18 protein-coding genes are annotated in these 19,065 nt (G+C 46.0%); 10 read left to right on the top strand and 8 right to left on the bottom strand.

The window, feature by feature from the left end:
* Positions 1 to 40: 40 nt before the first annotated feature.
* Positions 41 to 2,281: an arginine/lysine/ornithine decarboxylase gene (locus tag A3Q3_RS0100665; RefSeq protein WP_020181632.1), complete on the top strand. Its 2,241-nt coding sequence runs from the start codon at positions 41 to 43 to the stop codon at positions 2,279 to 2,281.
* A gap of 11 nt (positions 2,282 to 2,292) precedes the next feature.
* Here the strand turns inward: A3Q3_RS0100665 and A3Q3_RS0100660 are convergent, their stop codons facing one another.
* Positions 2,293 to 2,775: a dihydrofolate reductase gene (locus A3Q3_RS0100660; protein ID WP_026361657.1), complete on the bottom strand. Its 483-nt coding sequence runs from the start codon at positions 2,773 to 2,775 to the stop codon at positions 2,293 to 2,295.
* A 44-nt stretch (positions 2,776 to 2,819) separates the two neighbouring features.
* Between A3Q3_RS0100660 and A3Q3_RS0100655 the strand changes: the two genes are divergently transcribed.
* Genes A3Q3_RS0100655 through A3Q3_RS0100645 form a run of 3 tightly spaced genes read left to right on the top strand, consistent with a single transcriptional unit; the run spans position 2,820 to position 6,223 of the window.
* Complete coding sequence (locus A3Q3_RS0100655) at positions 2,820 to 4,253, top strand: HAMP domain-containing sensor histidine kinase (RefSeq protein ID WP_020181630.1); 1,434 nt, start codon at positions 2,820 to 2,822, stop codon at positions 4,251 to 4,253.
* Positions 4,250 to 4,843, top strand: a complete 594-nt coding sequence (locus A3Q3_RS0100650; RefSeq protein ID WP_020181629.1) for a hypothetical protein — start codon at positions 4,250 to 4,252, stop codon at positions 4,841 to 4,843. Before A3Q3_RS0100655 ends, A3Q3_RS0100650 begins: the two co-directional genes overlap by 4 nt.
* A 27-nt stretch (positions 4,844 to 4,870) precedes the next feature.
* Positions 4,871 to 6,223: a sigma 54-interacting transcriptional regulator gene (locus A3Q3_RS0100645; RefSeq protein ID WP_020181628.1), complete on the top strand. Its 1,353-nt coding sequence runs from the start codon at positions 4,871 to 4,873 to the stop codon at positions 6,221 to 6,223.
* A 333-nt stretch (positions 6,224 to 6,556) separates the two neighbouring features.
* On the opposite strand, the gene A3Q3_RS0100640 is transcribed toward A3Q3_RS0100645, so the two are convergent.
* From A3Q3_RS0100640 to A3Q3_RS0100625, 4 genes are all read right to left on the bottom strand, one after another.
* On the bottom strand, positions 6,557 to 7,408 hold the full coding sequence (locus tag A3Q3_RS0100640) for a thymidylate synthase (RefSeq protein WP_020181627.1): 852 nt from the start codon (positions 7,406 to 7,408) through the stop codon (positions 6,557 to 6,559).
* 87 nt (positions 7,409 to 7,495) lie between these two features.
* Positions 7,496 to 8,929 (bottom strand): threonine synthase, encoded by a 1,434-nt coding sequence (gene thrC, locus A3Q3_RS0100635; RefSeq protein ID WP_020181626.1) that lies wholly within the window; start codon positions 8,927 to 8,929, stop codon positions 7,496 to 7,498.
* 6 nt (positions 8,930 to 8,935) lie between these two features.
* Complete coding sequence (locus A3Q3_RS0100630) at positions 8,936 to 10,249, bottom strand: homoserine dehydrogenase (RefSeq protein ID WP_020181625.1); 1,314 nt, start codon at positions 10,247 to 10,249, stop codon at positions 8,936 to 8,938.
* Between the two features lie 18 nt (positions 10,250 to 10,267).
* Positions 10,268 to 11,494, bottom strand: coding sequence for a pyridoxal phosphate-dependent aminotransferase (locus A3Q3_RS0100625; protein ID WP_020181624.1), 1,227 nt, complete (start codon positions 11,492 to 11,494; stop codon positions 10,268 to 10,270).
* Between the two features lie 127 nt (positions 11,495 to 11,621).
* On the opposite strand from A3Q3_RS0100625, the gene A3Q3_RS0100620 reads away from it, so the two are divergent.
* Positions 11,622 to 11,993: an Mth938-like domain-containing protein gene (locus A3Q3_RS0100620; protein ID WP_020181623.1), complete on the top strand. Its 372-nt coding sequence runs from the start codon at positions 11,622 to 11,624 to the stop codon at positions 11,991 to 11,993.
* A gap of 21 nt (positions 11,994 to 12,014) precedes the next feature.
* On the opposite strand, the gene A3Q3_RS0100615 is transcribed toward A3Q3_RS0100620, so the two are convergent.
* The 3 genes from A3Q3_RS0100615 to fabA form a co-directional block, all read right to left on the bottom strand.
* Positions 12,015 to 12,497: a DUF1439 domain-containing protein gene (locus tag A3Q3_RS0100615; RefSeq protein WP_020181622.1), complete on the bottom strand. Its 483-nt coding sequence runs from the start codon at positions 12,495 to 12,497 to the stop codon at positions 12,015 to 12,017.
* A 108-nt stretch (positions 12,498 to 12,605) separates the two neighbouring features.
* A complete protein-coding gene (fabB, locus tag A3Q3_RS0100610; RefSeq protein WP_020181621.1) occupies positions 12,606 to 13,832 on the bottom strand; it encodes a beta-ketoacyl-ACP synthase I in 1,227 nt (408 codons plus the stop codon).
* Positions 13,833 to 13,862: 30 nt separating this feature from the next.
* Complete coding sequence (gene fabA, locus A3Q3_RS0100605) at positions 13,863 to 14,378, bottom strand: 3-hydroxyacyl-[acyl-carrier-protein] dehydratase FabA (protein WP_020181620.1); 516 nt, start codon at positions 14,376 to 14,378, stop codon at positions 13,863 to 13,865.
* Positions 14,379 to 14,583: 205 nt separating this feature from the next.
* Between fabA and A3Q3_RS0100600 the strand changes: the two genes are divergently transcribed.
* From A3Q3_RS0100600 to A3Q3_RS0100580, 5 genes are read left to right on the top strand one after another with little or no spacing between them, the layout of a single operon-like run.
* Positions 14,584 to 15,600: a MoxR family ATPase gene (locus A3Q3_RS0100600; protein ID WP_020181619.1), complete on the top strand. Its 1,017-nt coding sequence runs from the start codon at positions 14,584 to 14,586 to the stop codon at positions 15,598 to 15,600.
* Positions 15,601 to 15,642: 42 nt separating this feature from the next.
* Positions 15,643 to 16,503, top strand: a complete 861-nt coding sequence (locus A3Q3_RS0100595) for a DUF58 domain-containing protein (RefSeq protein WP_033424983.1) — start codon at positions 15,643 to 15,645, stop codon at positions 16,501 to 16,503.
* A 16-nt stretch (positions 16,504 to 16,519) separates the two neighbouring features.
* On the top strand, positions 16,520 to 17,539 hold the full coding sequence (locus A3Q3_RS0100590) for a hypothetical protein (protein WP_020181617.1): 1,020 nt from the start codon (positions 16,520 to 16,522) through the stop codon (positions 17,537 to 17,539).
* A 2-nt stretch (positions 17,540 to 17,541) separates the two neighbouring features.
* A complete protein-coding gene (locus A3Q3_RS0100585; RefSeq protein ID WP_020181616.1) occupies positions 17,542 to 18,525 on the top strand; it encodes a VWA domain-containing protein in 984 nt (327 codons plus the stop codon).
* The gene (locus A3Q3_RS0100580; RefSeq protein ID WP_020181615.1) at positions 18,510 to 19,064 is read left to right on the top strand and encodes a hypothetical protein; all 555 of its coding nucleotides are present in this window, start codon (positions 18,510 to 18,512) and stop codon (positions 19,062 to 19,064) included. Before A3Q3_RS0100585 ends, A3Q3_RS0100580 begins: the two co-directional genes overlap by 16 nt.
* Position 19,065: the final 1 nt, after the last annotated feature.

The following is a 19,065-nucleotide window of genomic DNA, read 5'->3' as shown; positions in this document are numbered from 1 at the left end:
TCTCTGTGCCTCTGCGTCTCTGTGGTAAAGGATTAATGTTATGAAATTCCGTTTCCCCGTTGTCATCATCGATGAAGACTTCCGCTCTGAAAACTCTTCTGGTTTAGGCATTCGTGTGCTTGCCAAAGCCATTGAGGAAGAAGGCGTTGAAGTCTTAGGCGTTACCAGCTATGGCGACTTGACCTCGTTCGCACAACAACAAAGCCGTGCCTCTGCTTTCATCTTATCGATTGACGACGAAGAAATCGTCGAAGAAAAGCCTGAAGCCATTGAGCAGCTACGCAAGTTCGTCAGTGAGATTCGCTACCGCAATGAAGAAATTCCTATTTTCTTGCATGGTGAAACACGTACCTCACGCCATATTCCTAACGATGTGTTGCGCGAACTGCATGGCTTTATTCACATGAACGAAGATACGCCAGAGTTTGTAGCGCGCTTGATTATTCGTGAGGCTAAAGCCTACTTGGACAGCTTGCCACCGCCATTCTTTAAAGCCTTAACCCACTATGCGGCAGATGGCTCTTATTCTTGGCATTGCCCTGGTCACTCGGGCGGCGTAGCCTTTTTGAAATCACCTGTAGGGCAAATGTTTCACCAATTCTTTGGAGAAAATATGCTGCGTGCAGATGTGTGCAATGCGGTAGATGAGTTGGGACAATTGCTTGACCATACTGGCCCGGTTGCCGCTTCTGAGCGTAATGCAGCGCGCATTTACAATTGTGACCACCTATACTTTGTCACTAACGGCACCTCTACTTCTAACAAGATTGTATGGAACTCAACCGTTGCGCCGGGTGACATTGTGGTGGTAGACCGTAACTGCCATAAATCCGTGTTGCACTCCATCATTATGACTGGCGCGATTCCTGTCTTTTTGATGCCAACACGTAACCACTTTGGCATTATCGGCCCGATTCCGAAAAGTGAATTTACTTGGGAAAACATTCAAAAGAAAATTCAACTGAACCCGTTTGCCACTGATAAAAATGCCAAACCACGTGTGCTGACGATTACGCAATCTACCTATGATGGCGTACTTTACAATGTAGAAGAAATCAAAGACATGCTCGATGGCAAGATTGATACGCTGCATTTTGATGAAGCATGGCTACCCCACGCGACTTTCCATGATTTCTATGGTGACTACCATGCGATTGGCGCAGACCGTCCACGTTGCAAAGACAGCATGGTGTTCTCTACACAATCCACACACAAACTATTGGCAGGCTTAAGTCAGGCATCACAAATTTTAGTACAAGACGCCATTGAAAACAGGCTGGACCGTGACGTATTTAACGAAGCTTACTTGATGCACACTTCAACCAGCCCGCAATATTCCATTATTGCCAGTTGCGATGTAGCCGCAGCCATGATGGAAGCGCCAGGTGGTACCGCCTTGGTGGAAGAGTCTATTATGGAAGCGCTAGATTTCCGTCGCGCCATGCGTAAAGTGGATGAAGAATGGGGTGCCGACTGGTGGTTTAAAGTTTGGGGCCCGGATGACTTGACGGAAGAAGGCATTGAAGAGCGAGATGCTTGGATGCTGAAAGCAGGCGAAGCTTGGCATGGCTTTGGCGATTTGGCCGAAGGCTTTAATATGCTCGACCCAATTAAGGCTACCATTATCACACCCGGTTTAGATATCAAGGGTGACTTCTCAGACAAATTTGGTATCCCGGCAGCGATTGTCACTAAGTATTTAGCTGAGCATGGCGTAATTGTTGAAAAAACCGGTCTGTACTCATTCTTTATTATGTTCACGATTGGCATTACCAAAGGCCGCTGGAACACGATGGTAGCGGCATTACAGCAGTTTAAAGATGATTACGACAAGAACCAGCCGTTATGGAAAGTCTTGCCAGAATTTGCACAAAAGCATCCACGTTACGAGCGTTTGGGCTTGCGCGATCTATGCACGCAAATTCATGAAGTGTACAAAGCCAACGATGTTGCGCGTCTGACCACGGAAATGTATTTGTCTAACATGGTACCGGCGATGAAGCCAACCGATGCGTTTGCCAAAATGGCGCACCGCGAGATTGACCGTGTGCCGATTGATGATTTGGAAGGCCGTATTACTGCGGTGCTACTCACGCCTTACCCGCCTGGTATTCCATTGTTGATTCCGGGTGAGCGTTTCAATCAAGTCATTATTAATTACTTGAAGTTTGCACGTACCTTTAATGAGCGCTTCCCAGGCTTTGAAACAGACGTACACGGCTTGGTAAAACAAGTCGTGGATGGTAAAGCCATTTACTACGTGGACTGCGTAGCGCAGTAAGTTGAAGCGATTTACTTACGCAAGTAAGTGAGATCGCTATAAGAAAGACCACTCGTTGAGACGTGGTCTTTTTTTTCAATCAGCGTCCAAGCATTCAAATCAATTTCCGGTAAAAAAGCATCGCCTTGTACCTCTAAATCCACGCGCGTGATATAGAGTTTGTTCACAAGGTGCAAGCCCTCTTGGTATAACTGCGCGCCACCTATCAAAAATAGCTCTTCATCTTGCTGACAAAAACGCATCGCATCTTGTAGTGCATGCACGACCACAGCACCCTCTACCTGATAACCCTGATTTCTAGATACAATAACTGTTGTTCTTCCGGGCAACAAACGGCCCAGTGATTCATAAGTTTTGCGACCCATGATGATGTGATGCCCCATCGTGAGCGCACGAAAACGCTTCAAATCCTCAGGAATGTGCCAAGGCAAAGTGTTATTCACCCCTATCACACTGTTATTGGCCACTGCCACAATCATCGATAAACAAGACATTTTTCTATTATACTGGATGTTTACACAGATTCGCCTGCAAGCCCATGCGCATTCAGTATCCAAACTCATTTCTCAAGCTTTTGCTGATTGGCTTTGCCTTTGCCATTCTGCCGTTGATTATGGCGTTTATAAATGCCAACCTTGCGTTTAATCAGCTCTCTAAAAACAGCCAAAATACCATCGATAAAGCCGTGAAGACAACGCGGGCAAGCCATATGCTACAAGAGCAATTACACTTGATGGAACGCAGCGCTAGACAGTTTCTTGTATTAAATGATTTTGAGTTTTTAGAGAACTATCATAATACGCGTGCCGCTTTTTTAACTGCGCTGCAGGAGCTCATTATATTAAGCCCGGAAGCACAACAGCGTAATCAATTATTAGAAGTAAAAAAGACTGAGGCTAAATTAAATCTGGTGATTTTGCATACCAATATCAGCAACTTAGAGCAAATGCCGGTGCTGAATGACTTTCAACAGCTGACACAACAAGTCAATCAGTTAATCCTGCGCAATAACCAATCCATCGATAACGCATCGGCGCATCTAGTAATCAGTGCCAGCAAAGCACAGCAACGCTTTTTTTTACAAAGTTTGATTCTGGTACCGTTTGCCTTATTGGTTGCGGGTGCCATTGCCTTTATGTTGGGTCGGCCCATTCAACGCATGGATACTGTGATTAAGGATTTGGGTAAAGGCGAATACCAAAATGCCATTAGCATTGATGGGCCTGGTGACTTGAGGCTACTGGGGCAACGTCTAGATTGGTTGCGCCAAGAATTACTGCATTTAAAAGAACAAAAACAGCGCTTCTTGCAGCATATCTCTCACGAACTTAAAACCCCGCTCACCGCAATTCGTGAGGCTTCCGAATTACTGACCGATGGCATTGGCGGTACGCTGTCCCCGCAACAACACGAGATTGCACACATTCTCAAAGACAACAGTTTGCGCCTGCAAAAAATGATTGAGAATTTACTCACCTTTACCAAAATGGAATCGGACAAGCACGTGATGCAAGTGCAAGCACTGAACATCAACGAGATTGTCTCATCTGTACTGGCTTCGCATGCGTTGACTATCCGCAATAAGCAGTTGCATATTGATACACGTTTTTGGTTGGGAACAATCTATGCTGACGCAGAAACATTCAAGGTAATGTTAGATAATTTGATCTCAAATGCCGTAAAATTCACACCTCAGGCTGGTCAGATTGTGATCTCGACCAGACAAGACAAACCATGGCAGTTGATTGAGGTACAAGATAGCGGCCCAGGGTTGAGCAAAGAGGATATCAACAAGTTATTTGACCCGTTCTATCAAGGGAAAACGTTGCATCAAGGGTTAGTCAACAGCAGCGGATTGGGATTGACCATCGTCAAAAACTTAGTTGAGCTGCACCAAGGCAGCATTGAGTTAAAACCAGAAGACAAAGGCGCACACGTCGTGATTAGATTGCCTAGAACGGACATGCTATGAAGTACACTTACTTAACCTTGCTTGCGGGCATCATCCTAATTTCCGGATGTGCCACATCACAAATGCAAAAGCCTACTGCTGACCAAGAGCCACTGGCCAGTGATTCGAATGCCCAACTGCCTGAGCCCACGAATAGCGGCGTCACACTTTTACCCGCCAAACCTGCAGATTTACCACAGCCGATACTAGCTTGTGAGAGCTACAGCAAAGCAGATCAAGACGGGCAAAAGAAACAATGGTTAGAAACACAACAGATCCTGAGCCAAAACAAACAGGATGTGGTGCAGCGCATCAAGCTTGCATGCATCTACGCACTACCCTCCAGCTACCTTAAAGATGCAACAAAAGCGCATACGTTGCTGTCTCAACTGCGTGAGGAACCTGCACTGAACGCAACCGAAAAAGCGTATATCAACCATTTATTTCTATTTAATGTAGAAAATATCAAGCAGCAGCAAAAAATCAAAGATGAGGCTAGATCGCTAGATACTCTCACGCAAAAGTACGATACATTGCAGAAAAAGTACGATGCGGCTGAACAAAAACTCATTCACCTGAAGAATATCGAAAAATCGCTTAATGTACGTTAATCAAGTATTCCAACAGAAAGCATCACCATGAATGTGGCCACCATCTTAATCGTAGATGATGATCACGATATTTTGAGACTGATTGATTTACGATTGCAATCGGCCGGTTATCAAACGGTGATTGCGCACAACGGCGCAGCAGCACTGGCCAGCGTTGCCATGCAGCGCCCTGACCTTGTGATTACCGACTTATTGATGCCGGAGCTGGATGGCATGGAATTGATGCTACAACTGCATCGCCAGCACCCCACCTTACCGGTCATCATACTCACGGCGCATGGCACGATTCCTGATGCAGTTGCAGCCACACACCAAGGTGCATTCAGTTTTTTATCCAAGCCTTTTGAGAGCCAGGTCTTGTTGCAGCAAGTTGCCAATGCATTACAGTTGAGTGGATTAAGCACACAAGCACGAGAGGAGCAGGACATTTGGCGCAAAATGATCCTGACCAAAAGTCCACGCATGGAAAATCTGCTTGGCCAAGCCAAGCTAATCGCCAGCAGCGATGTGAGTGTACTCATTCAGGGCGAAAGTGGCACCGGTAAAGAACTGCTAGCGCATGCCTTACACCAAGCCAGCACACGCCAACACCAACCCTTTGTTGCTATCAATTGCGGGGCTATCCCAGAAAACTTGCTGGAATCAGAGTTATTTGGCCATGCCAAAGGTGCGTTCACGGGCGCGGTCAACAATCATGTCGGATTATTTCAGGCGGCAGATGGCGGCACACTCTTTTTGGATGAGATTGGTGATATGCCACTTTCTCTGCAAGTCAAAGTATTACGCGCATTGCAAGAGCGTGTCATCCGCCCGGTGGGGAGCACACAAACCATTCCTATCAATGTCAGACTGATTTCGGCAACCCATCGCGACCTCTTGGCCGAGATGAAAGCGCAACAATTCCGCGAGGATTTGTTCTACCGCATCAATGTAGTGAATTTGGTACTGCCCGCCATGGCAGAACGTCGTGAAGATATTCCATTGCTGGCACACCACTTTCTTAAAATATTCAGTGAGCGCCATCAAAAGCAAATACAGGGTTACGCACCGGACGCAATCAGCTATCTGAGCCAAGGTGCTTGGCCTGGCAATATACGGCAATTACAAAATGTGATTGAGCACACGGTAGTGCTGGCAACCACGCCGTTGATTCCTGTCAGCTTGGTGAAAAAAGCACTACAAGCCGACCATGAAGCTGTGCTACCGTTTGAGGTTGCGCGCCAGCAGTTTGAGCACCAGTACTTGGTGAATCTTTTGAAAAGCACACACGGCAATGTCACGCAAGCCGCAAAACTGGCACAACGTAATCGCACAGAATTTTATCGCTTATTAGAGCGTCATGCGATTGAGCCACAACTATTTAAACAGCCCCTGTTATAAATGTCGCCAATTCGTGTCACTACCTGTAAACAGTGTCGCTATTTGGCGACAAAATTTTAACTTTCAATTCAATCACTTACAGATTACATTACAAAACTTGTCACTTATGAGCGACAAAATAGTCCAAGTGCGTCACAGGTGTATTTTACAACCTATTGATTTATAAAGATAAAAAAGTTGGCACATTATTCGCTAATAGTAAATCAGTGACTTCCTCCCTTGTAGTCACCTATTCCGAAGTTGCCCAATAAAAACAAACTGGGCAACTTTTTTTTGCCCAAAATTTGAGTGTGGCTTACTTCTTAGTGTGCTATTTACTTTAATTAGGCAAGTTTATACAGAGAATGGGTATTTGATGGCTGGATGGAACTCGTAGTCCACCACATTAAAATCATCCACCGTCACCCAAGTCTCCACGTCTTCCAGTGTTTTAATATCTGGGTTGATGATGAATGTAGGGGATGGGAATGGCGCTCTTTTTAATTGCACATCGCGCATCAGCTCAAGCTGATCTTCATAAATATGGGCGTTGACGATTTTATGGAAGGCTTTACCGGCTTTCTTACCCGTAATCTGTGCTATTAGCGCCAGCAAGAAATACACTTGCACCATATTAAAATTTAAACCGAGCGGCACATCGCAGCTTCTCTGCGTACTGTTCAGGTAAAGTGTATCGCCCAGTAAAGAGAAATGATGGCTGTACATACAAGGCCTTAAACAGCCCATATGAAACACGCCAGGGTGGTAAAACGTGAGAATCTCGCCTCTGTTATCGATGCCTTGCGTGAGATCTTTTACGATGTTGGCTAGTAGATCGATACTGCCGCCATCAGGCTTAGGGAAATTTCTGGCTACTTTACCGTAAATAAAGCCGCAATCGTCCTGCCCTTTTCGATGGGGATTTGCCAGCCACTCTTGATTATCGTTGGCGTTGGCGTCCCAAGTGGTCGTACCTACTGCTCTAAAATCTGCAGCATTGTCATACCCACGCAAATAGCCAAGCATTTCGGCAATGGCCGATTTGTAGAAACTCTTACGGGTGGTGACGAGTGGAAAAACACCATTTTCCACATCATAGGTAAGGTCAGCATTAATGACGGTTAAGCATCTTTTGCCCGTACGTTTATTGTCAACCCAAACACCTTCGTCAATAATTCTTTGGCACAACTCGAGGTATTGCTTCATATTTGCACTCGGTTAAAAATGAAACTAGCGGACAATTAATGACGGCATCTATACGGAACATATTACAGCCGTCAAAATCACGGCTACTTAGGTGTTAGCAACAATAAACGCTTTCACTGCATCTACGTCCACATCCATGACCACAGAACGTTGCGGCAGATCTTCCAGCCCATTTAAGTTAGCTGGACGCTCCGGCACGTGACCCAAGGCCTCCACAATCGCATCCTCAAACTTAGCTGGCAATGCGGTTTCCAAAACCAACATAGGCACTTGCTGATCGCGATGTTCAAGCGCCACTTTCAACCCATCTGCGGTATGCGTATCAATGGTCACACCATACTTTGCTTGCGTTTCACGGATGGTTTGCAAGCGATTCGCATGGTTACTGCTACCCGAGGCAAAGCCATACTCAGAAACGCGACTGAAGTAGTCGTCCGCATTTAAATCAAAAGCACCGCCTGCATCTACTTTGCTCCATAACGCGCGAACTTTCGCTCCATCGCGACCAACGAGATCGAACACAAAGCGCTCGAAATTAGAAGCTTTGCTAATGTCCATAGACGGACTGGAGGTATGGTAAGTATTAGCTGCGCCACGTGGACGATAGACGCCCGTTTTAAAAAATTCATCTAATACGTCATTTTCATTGGTTGCCACAATGAGCTGGTCAATCGGCAAGCCCATCATACGTGCAATATGGCCGGCACATACGTTACCAAAGTTACCCGAAGGCACAGCAAAACTAACCTTTTGGCTGTTATTCTGCGTGACGGCCAGATACCCTTTAAAGTAGTACACCACTTGCGCAGCAATGCGCCCCCAATTAATCGAGTTGACCGCACCAATTTTATATTTAGCTTTGAATGCATGGTCATTCGATACAGCTTTGACGATATCTTGGGCATCATCAAACACGCCCTTCACAGCAATATTAAAGATATTGTCGTCTTGCAAGCTGAACATTTGTGCCGTTTGAAAGCGGCTCATTTTTTGATGCGGCGACAACATAAATACCCGAACACCTTTTTTGCCACGCATAGCATACTCAGCGGCAGAGCCCGTATCGCCGGAGGTTGCCCCCAGAATATTGGTGGTCTCCCCTTTTTTGGTCAACACGTATTCAAATAAGTTACCCAGCAACTGCATGGCCATGTCTTTAAATGCCAACGTAGGACCATTAGAAAGCCCTAGCAAATACAAGTTATCTTCTAACTTCAACGTGGGCGTAATGTCCTCTGCATTTTGGCCTTGGCGTACGTAGCCATATACCTCGGCACGATAGGTATTGTTGATAATCGTGCGTAAATCATCGTGCGGGATATCACTTTCATCGACCAAGCGACTTAATATAGCAAATGCTAAGTCACGGTAATGCATGCCGCGCATGGCGGTTAAATCTGCATCACTAAATTGTGGATAGCTTTCTGGCAAATACAATCCACCATCTGGCGCCAGACCACCTAATAGAATTTCGCTAAAACTAAGCGCAGGCGACTGCCCGCGTGTGCTGATGTACTTCATACCTGATTAACGCCCTAATTCTTCCATACGGATTTTTGTGACTTTTCCTGCAATCGCAGACAATGCTTCGATGGCTTCAATCGCAGCATCCATATTTTTTTCCATGGTAATGTGCGTCAAAATAACAATATCTGCCTCAGACTCGCCTTCTTGCGGCTCTTTCTGCATCATGGCATCAATTGAGATATCGCGATCACCTAAAATTTTGGTCACTTCTGCCAACACACCTGGCTTATCCATTGCGCGCATGCGTATGTAGTAGGCACTGTTAACTTCTGCTATCGGCAGCACATTTAATGCAAACTGCTGTGCTAATTGAAAGCCTAAGTAAGGCACGCGCTGCTCTGCACTTGCACTGGCTAATCTGGCAATGTCCACTAAATCAGCAACCACTGCGCTGGCTGTGGGCTCAGCACCCGCACCTGCACCATAGTACAAAGTAGGGCCTACCGCATCACCCTTTACAACCACTGCGTTCATTGCACCATTCACGTTGGCAATCAAACGCTTCTCAGGGATTAAAGTAGGATGTACACGCAACTCAACGCCGGCTTCTGTTTTTTTGCTGATGCCCAATAACTTCACGCGGTAACCTAACTCTTCCGCGTATTTGATATCTTTGGTCGTCAGCTTGGTAATACCCTCGGTATAGGCTTGGTCAAATTGCATAGGCATGCCAAAAGCTATCGAAGCCATGATGGTCAATTTATGCGCAGCATCAATGCCTTCCACGTCAAACGTAGGATCCGCCTCGGCATAACCTAAACGCTGTGCCTCACCTAACACATCGGAGAACGCCAAACCTTTTTCACGCATTTCGGTCAGGATAAAGTTTGTCGTGCCATTAATGATGCCAGCGACCCACTCAATGCGATTAGCACTTAGGCCCTCACGTAGCGCTTTGATGATTGGAATACCACCGGCAACGGCTGCCTCAAACGCCACCATCACGCCCTTAGCGGCAGCCGCTTTAAAAATCTCATTGCCGTGTACAGCAAGCAACGCCTTATTAGCAGTCACCACGTGTTTGCCATTTTCAATGGCCTTCAACACCAGCTCTTTAGCCACGGTATAGCCACCAATCAGCTCTACCACCACATCTACTTCGGGGTTATTCACCACTGCAAATGCGTCATCTGTTACGGCCACTTGGCCACCCGTCACTTGTTTGGCGTGTGCAATATTACGGTCTGCCACTTGCACCACTTGTACGGATGCGCCTAGACGACGCTCAATTTCAGCTTGATTGCGCGTCAGCACAGTGTATGTGCCCCCGCCTACTGTACCAATCCCTAACAACCCTACCTTAAGTACTTTCATCACTACATTCAACTTTCGTTATTTTTGATGCTTTTTACGATAGCCTTCTAAGAACCTAGCTATACGGTGTATTGCTTCTGTTAAATCATCCACATTGGGTAAAAAAACCACGCGAAAATGATCCGGTTTTTTCCAATTGAATCCTGTGCCCTGCACTAGCAGGACTTTCTCTTCCAGCAATAAATCTAAAATAAATTGCTGGTCATCCTCAATCGGATAGATTTTAGGATCGAGCTTAGGAAACAAGTACATGGCGGCTTTGGGCTTGACGCAGCTTACGCCGGGAATCGCCGTGAGCATTTCGTAAGCCAAATCACGCTGTTTACACAAGCGCCCTGCTGGCGCCACTAAATCATGAATACTTTGGTAGCCGCCCAATGCAGTTTGAATCGCCAATTGGCCAGGCACATTGGCACACAAACGCATAGAGGCCAACATATTTAGGCCTTCGATATAATCGGTCGCGTGTTTTTTCTCACCGGAAATCACCATCCAACCTGCACGGTATCCACAAGTGCGATAGTTTTTGGATAAGCCGTTAAAGGTGACAAACAGCACATCATCCGCCAGCGATGCCATGGAAATATGCTCATTGTCGTCATACAACACTTTGTCATAAATTTCATCGGCAAAAATCACCAAACCATGATGGCGGGCAATTTCAATAATGCCTTCCAAAATCTCGCGTGGATAGAGCGCGCCAGTCGGATTGTTAGGATTAATTACCACAATGCCACGTGTATTGGCATTGATTTTAGATTCGATGTCTTTTAAATCTGGCAGCCATCCACTGGCTTCATCACACATATAGTGACGGGCTGTACCGCCGGCCAAAGTCGCAGCAGCTGTCCAAAGCGGATAATCCGGCATCGGCACCAGCATCTGGTCACCATTGTTCAACAAGCCCTGCATCGCCATAACAATCAACTCAGACACACCATTACCGATGATGATGTCATCTACCGTCACGCCAGCAATGTTTTTGCTTTGCGTATAATGCATGATGGCTTTACGCGGCTCGAACAGGCCCTTGCTATCGGTATAGCCGCCCGCCTTACCCATATTGCGGATCGTGTCTTGTTGAATCTCTTCTGGCACTTCAAAACCAAAAGCGGCCGGATTCCCAATATTCAACTTAATGATACGTTGCCCTTCGTCTTCCATTTGACGGGCGCGTTGAAGTACAGGGCCACGAATATCGTAGCAAACATTACTAAGCTTATTTGATTTGTTGACTGGCTGCATAAGGACTAGAATTCACCAACATGACTATCGGTCAAATTGGCATTGAACAAAAACCTTATTTTACCTTAGAAAGGCTCCGCTCTTCAATGAAAGCGAAGCCGAATGAATAGAACGTGAGTGCGTCCGTATGAAACTACATCTAACCACTGCAGAAAAGCAAAATCTCATCACTGGCTATGGCGACGATTTTATTGAAATTAATCGCCAACGTTTCCATCACAACTTGATTGTGACGCCTGAGCACATCCATGCTGATTGGGGTTGCGATGCATTCGCCTCACTTACACCAGCGCATTTTGCAGAGATCAGCCTCACCAAACCAGAAGTGGTGCTATTGGGTTCGGGCAGCACACATCGCTTTTTACATCCCCGCATATATTCGGGGCTAACCGAGCTTGGCATTCCACTGGAGTGCATGAATACAGCAGCAGCATGCAGAACTTATAATATTTTGATGAGTGAAGGGCGCAATGTAGCTGCAATATTATGCTTAAGCTAAGTAAACATTGTAGAGGCCGTATTAAGGTTGAGGGCTTAGGGTAATTTGCAGCCCCTTATCCGTTACTAGCATTTCTTTAGGCTGGTAATGCCTGTTGCCTATGGTGAGATCTTCTGGCTTAACCGTATAAAGTGGCAGGCCGTTCAGCATCTGACTACCCAGTTTCTTGGCTAATGCATTCAACATATCAGCTTGTTTGGCCTGCATACCATCCAATTCAAACTTATCGATTTCCGTCTCATCCATTACAACGGCTTGTGTTGGCGCATCAAACCGCAATTTTCCGGAGAGTCCTAACTTGCCAGCATAGGCTTCATCCAGCAATGCACTGCTTAAACGTGTATCAAAGGTGGTATACATGCGCCCAGTGGTCTTATCAAACGTGACCAAGGCATTGGATAAATTGACATCGAAGATTTTAAGTAAAGAGAAAGGCACCGCTAAGCGCTCGTTCAGTTTTTGCTGAATCTGCGCTTCTGTCACACGCACGGTTTTATCACCCATCACAGCACACGCAGTACTGAGGACACATAGACAAACTATCAGGCTGTTAACTAGTTTCTGCAATTTCACCTTGTGTAAATGCACATGGTTGAGGATAAAACTACGCGTTTATTTATCCAGATATTTAGTAGACAGCGTGAGTGTCGCATTGGTGCCACCAAAGCCAAAACTATTGGATAGCGCTGTTTCAATTTTGACGTTATCAATGCGTTGACGCACAATATTCAAGCCTTCTGCGGCAGGATCCAATGTCTCGATGTTTGCGGAGGCTGCTATGAAATCATGTTTCATCATCAAGAGCGTATAAATCGCTTCATTCACACCAGCCGCACCTAATGCGTGACCTGACAATGATTTGGTCGAAGCAATCGCGACTGGATTATCCGTACCAAACACCTCGCGGATAGCTTCAAGCTCCTTGGTATCGCCCACTGGCGTGCTGGTACCATGAGTATTGATGTAATCTACTTTATCGATACCTTGCAATGCCAATTGCATACAACGCACTGCGCCCTCGCCACTCGGCGCGACCATATCGTAACCATCTGAAGTGGCACCATAACCCACGACTTCCGCATAAATCTGTGCACCACGGGCTTTGGCATGCTCATACTCTTCTAGCACCACAATGCCACCGCCGCCAGAAATAACAAAACCATCACGATCAGCATCATAAGTTCTTGAGGCTTTATCCGGTGTCTCGTTGTACTTGGTAGACATGGCACCCATTGCATCAAACAGGTATGACAAGGTCCAATGTTCCTCTTCGCCACCACCGGCAAACACAATATCCTGTTTGCCAAGCTGAATTTGCTCTACCCCGGCACCAATACAATGTGCACTGGTAGAACAGGCAGAGCTGATACCGTAGTTAACACCTTTAATTTTAGCGCCTGTAGCCAAAGTCGCCACAATCCCACTACACATGGCTTTAGTCACCATATAAGGCCCAACTCGGCGGATACCCTTTTCTGCAAGCACAGCATTGCTTTGCTCAATGCTTTCAGTCGATGGACCACCACCACCGACAATAATGCCGGTACGCACATTAGAAACCAAATCCTCACCTAGGCTGGCATCAGCAATCGCTTCTTGCATGGCTAACCAAGCATAAGCATGACCCTTGGCCATAAAGCGCAGTAGTTTACGGTCTATCAACTCTTCAATATTGAGGTTTTTAATAGAACCAGCCACCTGTGAACGAAGACCATGCTCAGCATATTCGGGCTGGTAAGTAATCCCAGATTGACCTGCTTTCAAACTTGCAAGCACTTCATCCTTATTATTACCAAGGCTAGAAACGATGCCTAATCCTGTAATGACAACGCGACGCATTGAGTATTCCCTTGCCTAAATCTTATTATTCTAAAAATTGTCAGTCGTAGTAAACAAACCTACACGTAAGTCATTGGCTACGTAGATTTCACGCCCATCTACTTCCATGCGTGCATCTGCAATCCCCATGACCAACTTACGCATGATAACTCTTTTTAAATCAATGTGATAGCGTACAAGCTTAGCCGTTGGCAACACTTGACCGGTAAACTTCACTTCGCCCGCTCCCAACGCACGACCTCGACCAGGGCCACCCTTCCAGCCAAGGTAAAAACCAACTAATTGCCACATCGCATCCAAGCCTAAACAGCCTGGCATGACCGGATCCCCCGTAAAGTGGCAACCAAAAAACCATAGGTCAGGCGTGACATCTAACTCAGCAATGATTTGTCCGGCACCATATTTACCACCGTCCTCGGTAATCGAGACAATGCGATCAAACATCAGCATCGGCGGCAATGGCAATTGCGCATTGCCTTCACCAAATAACTCCCCCCGACCACATGTTAGCAACTCTTCTTTGGTATAACTTGTTTGTTTAGACATTCACTATAACTTCAACTAGACGATATTTACGCTATTTTCGCTGGAAATTGCATTTAACGAAAGCCCTAACTGTAAACTAATCATGAAATAGCTAAAAAAATTACTATACAAATCTGTATACACTTTTAAAAAATTCGTTTATATTATTTACAAATTAGTTACAAATTAACAAACCATTCATCATTTTAATCTTTAGGAAACCACGATGAGCGATCGTCTACTTGCCGACTGGCGCCAGCATGCCTTAACTCTAGAATCCGAAGTCAATAAAGTTGTAGTCGGTCAAAGCAACCCTATACGCCTGATTACCACTGCTATTTTTGCGCGTGGTCACGTATTGCTTGAGGGTGATGTGGGTGTAGGTAAAACAACACTACTGCGTGCATTTACACGCGGCATTGGTGGTGGTTATCAACGTATCGAAGGTACGATTGACTTGATGCCTAACGATTTGGTCTACCATACGTATTTGGGTGAAGATGGCAAACCCCATGTAAGTGCAGGCCCATTGCTCATGTCCGGCGAAAACTTGTCTGTATTCTTTTTTAACGAGATTAATCGCGCCCGCCCACAAGTGCACTCATTACTACTACGCGTAATGGCTGAGCGTACGCTCTCTGCATTCAATAAAGAGCATGCATTCCCGCACATGATTGTATTTGCTGACCGTAACCAAGTAGAAAAAGAAGAGACATTCGAAATTCCATCTGCGGCACGTGACCGTTTTATGATGGAAATTCCTATCGTGGTGCCCAATGATGATGCCATCATGCAAGGCTTGATGTTTGACACTAAATTCCACAATGTGGATGCCTTAGTGGATACTTTAAAAGCCGACGTTTTACAATTTGATCAGCTCAATAGCTTCTCCGGCACTATACAAAACAGCGTTGAAGCCTCCCCTACATTGCAAAAATATGCACTGAATCTATGGAAAGCAACGCGTCAACCACTCGAATACGGTGTCAAAGTCAGTAACGTAGACATGAACCGCCTAGTGTTGGCAGGCGCCAGTCCGCGTGGCATGAGCATGATGCTACGGGCTGCGCGCGTAAACGCCTGGCTCAATGAGCGCACAGCTGTGACGCCAGAAGACATTCACGCAGTATTCCATGAAACAGTGGCGCACCGCTTGGTATTCAGCCCGGTTTACGAAATGCGCCGCACTGAAATTGCGCGTGAAATGTTGACGAGCATTATTAATGCGGTGGCAGCACCTTAATTTTATACATGAGAATTTTATACATGAGCTTGATACATGACTATGTATAACGAAATCAAAGAGTTTAGCTACCATATCGGCTGGAGAAACCGTGGGCGCCACCCGGGGCGCCATGCCAGCACGCAACGTGGCATGGGCATGGAGTTTATTGGTCATACCACTTTAGTGGCTTATCCTGATCCTCGCCGGATTGATTTACGCCAAACCATACGCGACCCTATGGAACAAGTGTATGTACGCTTGTTTAACCAAAAAAGCGCGACACCTGTGTTTGCCATTTGTGACATGTCTGGCAGTATGAATTTTGGCGCGCAAACGCGAAAAATCCGTCGTGCGGCCGACATTGTTGAGTCGATTGCACGATCTGCGAGTCGAAATGCAGATCCGTTTGGCTTTGTCGGTTTTGATGAAATTGTGCGTGAGGATTGGATTAGCACTGCTTCATTCAAACCTCAGCGCGCCATAGAGCTGATGGAGCGTCTGAAAGAGCATCATCCGCAAATGGTGTCTGGAGATGGTATCGCCGATGTATGGCGCTATTTGCCTCGTGAGCGTTCACTGGTATTCATGGTGTCTGATTTTCATATGCCACTCAAACAACTGGAAGAGGCGCTGGCCAATTTACTCAAGCACCATATTGTGCCCGTTGTGCTATGGGATGCAGATGAATATAAGTCGCTGCCTGAGTTTGGCATTACGGCTGTGACGGATCCGGAAAGTGGTATGAAACGTACGCTTTTCCTACGTAAAGAATACCGCGATCGCATCATTGCTGCCTTTGAAGCGCGTCGCGAAGCTATCTATAAACTATTTATGCAGTTTGATATGCCCCCTTTCTTTGTGGAAGGTGAGTTTGATGCAGACACACTGACCGAATACTTTCATCAATTTGTTGCCGCCTAATGCACTTCTACACACCATGAAAAAACTTTTACGCACCCTGCTCACTCTCTCAAGCATCACACTGTTGCATCATCAGGCTTATGCGCTAGAGACTGATTTTTTGCCTGATGTGAAAGCTGGCATTGTCAGTATCCACATTCAAGAGCCGGAGCGTGATGTTGGCTATACCGTGGGCGATGTGCTAACGAGAGAAATCACCGTTACCATTAAAAAACCCTATGTACTGGTAGAAGAGTCTTTGCCGATTGTAGGTTATGAGCGCCGATACAAAGGTCAGCTAATTGGTATTGACCTATCCAAACTGGACTATTCAAAAGAAAGTGCCAAAGACGCGACTACCCATCATATTTCTTTGAGTTATCAAGTATTTACCAATAACGTGGTGGCCAAACCTGCAGCATTGCCTGGCGAGTATTTGCGCCTACTCGATACTTCATCCAAAGATAAAAAAGTGTATAGGTACAGAATTCCGAGCTGGAATTTCTCTATCTCACCCATCTCTGTATTCGGACAGGTCAAGATTGAGCAGGACATGAGTGGCTATCGAGGCCCGCTTTTATTAGATGCATCCCCACTACAAACACGCCTAACCGTATTGCTTGCAGTGCTGGCGATTGCGTTACTTACTCTGTTATACATGCTGGGCAAGTACACATGGCTACCACGCATGGGCGGGCCGTTTGCCAAAGCTTACAGAAGTATCCGTAAAGCACCTCATACCGCAGAAGGCATTCAAGGTGCGGCTAGCCACTTGCATGAAGCACTGAATAGCAGCGCAGGATACAGTTTATTCAGCAACAATTTAAATGCATTTTTAGCAAAAAAACCTGCTTTTCAGCATATTCAAGCTGAGTTAGCCCAATTTTTTGAGTTGTCACGTCAAGTTTTTTTTGAGCCCAATGCTGACAAACCGGCGGGAGAACAACAGTTAGCGTGGTTAGCACGATTTTGCAAGCAATGCCGTGACTGCGAGCGTGGTTTGATTCCAGACAGTTTGAGCACTACGCGCAACAGCGCAACACGCAAGGCAGCTTAACCATGGCGTTTTCCAACCCTTATATATTGTGGCTACTACCACTGGCGTTGTTACCGCTAGTGTTTCAGCGCGCGCATACCCGTAATTATTCATGGGTGGAAATGCTACCGACTGATCCGCTATCTAATCTGATTGGGTTTATTTTAAAAATACTCGCCGTGTGTATTTTAGCTTGCACCATTGTTGGCTTAAGTGGACCGCACAGCCACCAGCAAGAAGTCGAACGTATAGGCGTAGGCGCACAAATCGCACTGGTGCTGGACCGCAGCGCAAGTATGGACGACCCGTTCTCTGGCTCAACGGCCACCACCGTGGGAGAAACTAAATCAGCAGCAGCCAGCCGCTTGATCACACAGTTTGTGCAATCACGCCAAAACGACATGATGGGCATGATTACCTTTAGTAACTCTGCCATGTATGTGTTGCCGCTAACGGAAAATAAAGAAGCGATTGTCGCCGCCGTACGTGCCACGGCAGGCAATGCACTATTCCAAACCAATATTGGTAGCGGTTTAACTTCAGGTGCTGGATTATTCGACAAAGTACCTAACTCAGGCTCACGTGCGGTGATTTTGCTTTCTGATGGTGCCGGCAGAATTGATGCCAATACCCAGGAAAAAATCCGCGAATGGTTTGACCGCATGGAAATTGGCCTGTATTGGATTGTATTGAGACAACCTGGTGGTTTGAGTATTTTTGATAAAAACTACAAACCGCAAGAAGACCAACCGCTGCCGCCAGAAATTGAGCTATATGAGTTCTTCAAAACACTGAAGACGCCATTCAACGCTTATGAAGCGGAGAACCCAAGAACATTACAAATGGCGATTGATGACATTAATCGTAAAGAAAAAAAGCCTATCAAGTATTTGGAAAAAATCCCCGGTAAAGATTTTTCGAATGCTTTCTTTTTTATTGCAGCGCTCATGATTGCGTTGCTATTAGGCGTGAAATATTTAGAGGTGAATACATGGCGCACAGCATAATATCTTGGTTTACAGTCAAAAAACTTACCTGGTTACTGGTTGGCATTAGCCTACTATGTATATTGGCCAGCTTATACACTTATCAGCGCATCCAGCAGATTCATGCCTTTAATAAAGCAGTCTCTGCAGGAAAAACCCCTGATACGGATCAACAAAGTGTTGAGGCTAAATTTGCGACAGCCCTGTATTTAGCTAAAAAAGAGCGCTACAAAGAAGCCACCTTACTGTTTACGCAATTAATGCCAAAAGGCAATACATCTCAAAAAGCCGCCATACAGTATAACGTAGGCAATATGTTCTTTTTACGCGGACTAGCCATTAACGGCACCAGCATGACGGTACGCAACGAAGCGGAATACTTTATCCGCCAAGCCAAAACTGCCTATCAATCCTCGTTAAAATTAGACAATACGCATTGGGATGTACGCCACAACTTTGATCGCCTGCTTACCATGCTGCCAGGCACGCCAACGCCTGGCGTGGGTGAGTCAGATACACCAGGGCTGATTATGGGCAATATTCCGGTTGGATTGCCGTAAA

Source organism: Methylotenera sp. 1P/1 (assembly GCF_000384355.1).
Lineage (GTDB): Bacteria > Pseudomonadota > Gammaproteobacteria > Burkholderiales > Methylophilaceae > Methylophilus.
The sequence above is the reverse complement of the archived record's forward strand: the minus strand, read 5'-3'. Positions and strand labels throughout refer to the sequence as shown.

Excerpts from the sequence above, each read along its gene's own strand:
- A3Q3_RS0100630 (WP_020181625.1), bottom strand. The coding sequence starts at position 10,249 with ATGAAAGTACTTAAGGTAGGGTTGTTAGGGATTGGTACAGTAGGCGGG.
- A3Q3_RS0100615 (WP_020181622.1), bottom strand. The coding sequence starts at position 12,497 with ATGGGTGATAAAACCGTGCGTGTGACAGAAGCGCAGATTCAGCAAAAA.
- A3Q3_RS0100585 (WP_020181616.1), top strand. The coding sequence starts at position 17,542 with ATGGCGTTTTCCAACCCTTATATATTGTGGCTACTACCACTGGCGTTG.
- A3Q3_RS0100645 (WP_020181628.1), top strand. The coding sequence starts at position 4,871 with ATGAATGTGGCCACCATCTTAATCGTAGATGATGATCACGATATTTTG.
- fabA (WP_020181620.1), bottom strand. The coding sequence starts at position 14,378 with ATGTCTAAACAAACAAGTTATACCAAAGAAGAGTTGCTAACATGTGGT.
- A3Q3_RS0100590 (WP_020181617.1), top strand. The coding sequence starts at position 16,520 with ATGAAAAAACTTTTACGCACCCTGCTCACTCTCTCAAGCATCACACTG.
- A3Q3_RS0100655 (WP_020181630.1), top strand. The coding sequence starts at position 2,820 with ATGCGCATTCAGTATCCAAACTCATTTCTCAAGCTTTTGCTGATTGGC.
- A3Q3_RS0100650 (WP_020181629.1), top strand. The coding sequence starts at position 4,250 with ATGAAGTACACTTACTTAACCTTGCTTGCGGGCATCATCCTAATTTCC.
- A3Q3_RS0100620 (WP_020181623.1), top strand. The coding sequence starts at position 11,622 with ATGAAACTACATCTAACCACTGCAGAAAAGCAAAATCTCATCACTGGC.
- A3Q3_RS0100600 (WP_020181619.1), top strand. The coding sequence starts at position 14,584 with ATGAGCGATCGTCTACTTGCCGACTGGCGCCAGCATGCCTTAACTCTA.
- fabB (WP_020181621.1), bottom strand. The coding sequence starts at position 13,832 with ATGCGTCGCGTTGTCATTACAGGATTAGGCATCGTTTCTAGCCTTGGT.
- thrC (WP_020181626.1), bottom strand. The coding sequence starts at position 8,929 with ATGAAGTACATCAGCACACGCGGGCAGTCGCCTGCGCTTAGTTTTAGC.
- A3Q3_RS0100665 (WP_020181632.1), top strand. The coding sequence starts at position 41 with ATGAAATTCCGTTTCCCCGTTGTCATCATCGATGAAGACTTCCGCTCT.
- A3Q3_RS0100625 (WP_020181624.1), bottom strand. The coding sequence starts at position 11,494 with ATGCAGCCAGTCAACAAATCAAATAAGCTTAGTAATGTTTGCTACGAT.
- A3Q3_RS0100595 (WP_033424983.1), top strand. The coding sequence starts at position 15,643 with ATGTATAACGAAATCAAAGAGTTTAGCTACCATATCGGCTGGAGAAAC.
- A3Q3_RS0100640 (WP_020181627.1), bottom strand. The coding sequence starts at position 7,408 with ATGAAGCAATACCTCGAGTTGTGCCAAAGAATTATTGACGAAGGTGTT.
- A3Q3_RS0100580 (WP_020181615.1), top strand. The coding sequence starts at position 18,510 with ATGGCGCACAGCATAATATCTTGGTTTACAGTCAAAAAACTTACCTGG.
- A3Q3_RS0100660 (WP_026361657.1), bottom strand. The coding sequence starts at position 2,775 with ATGTCTTGTTTATCGATGATTGTGGCAGTGGCCAATAACAGTGTGATA.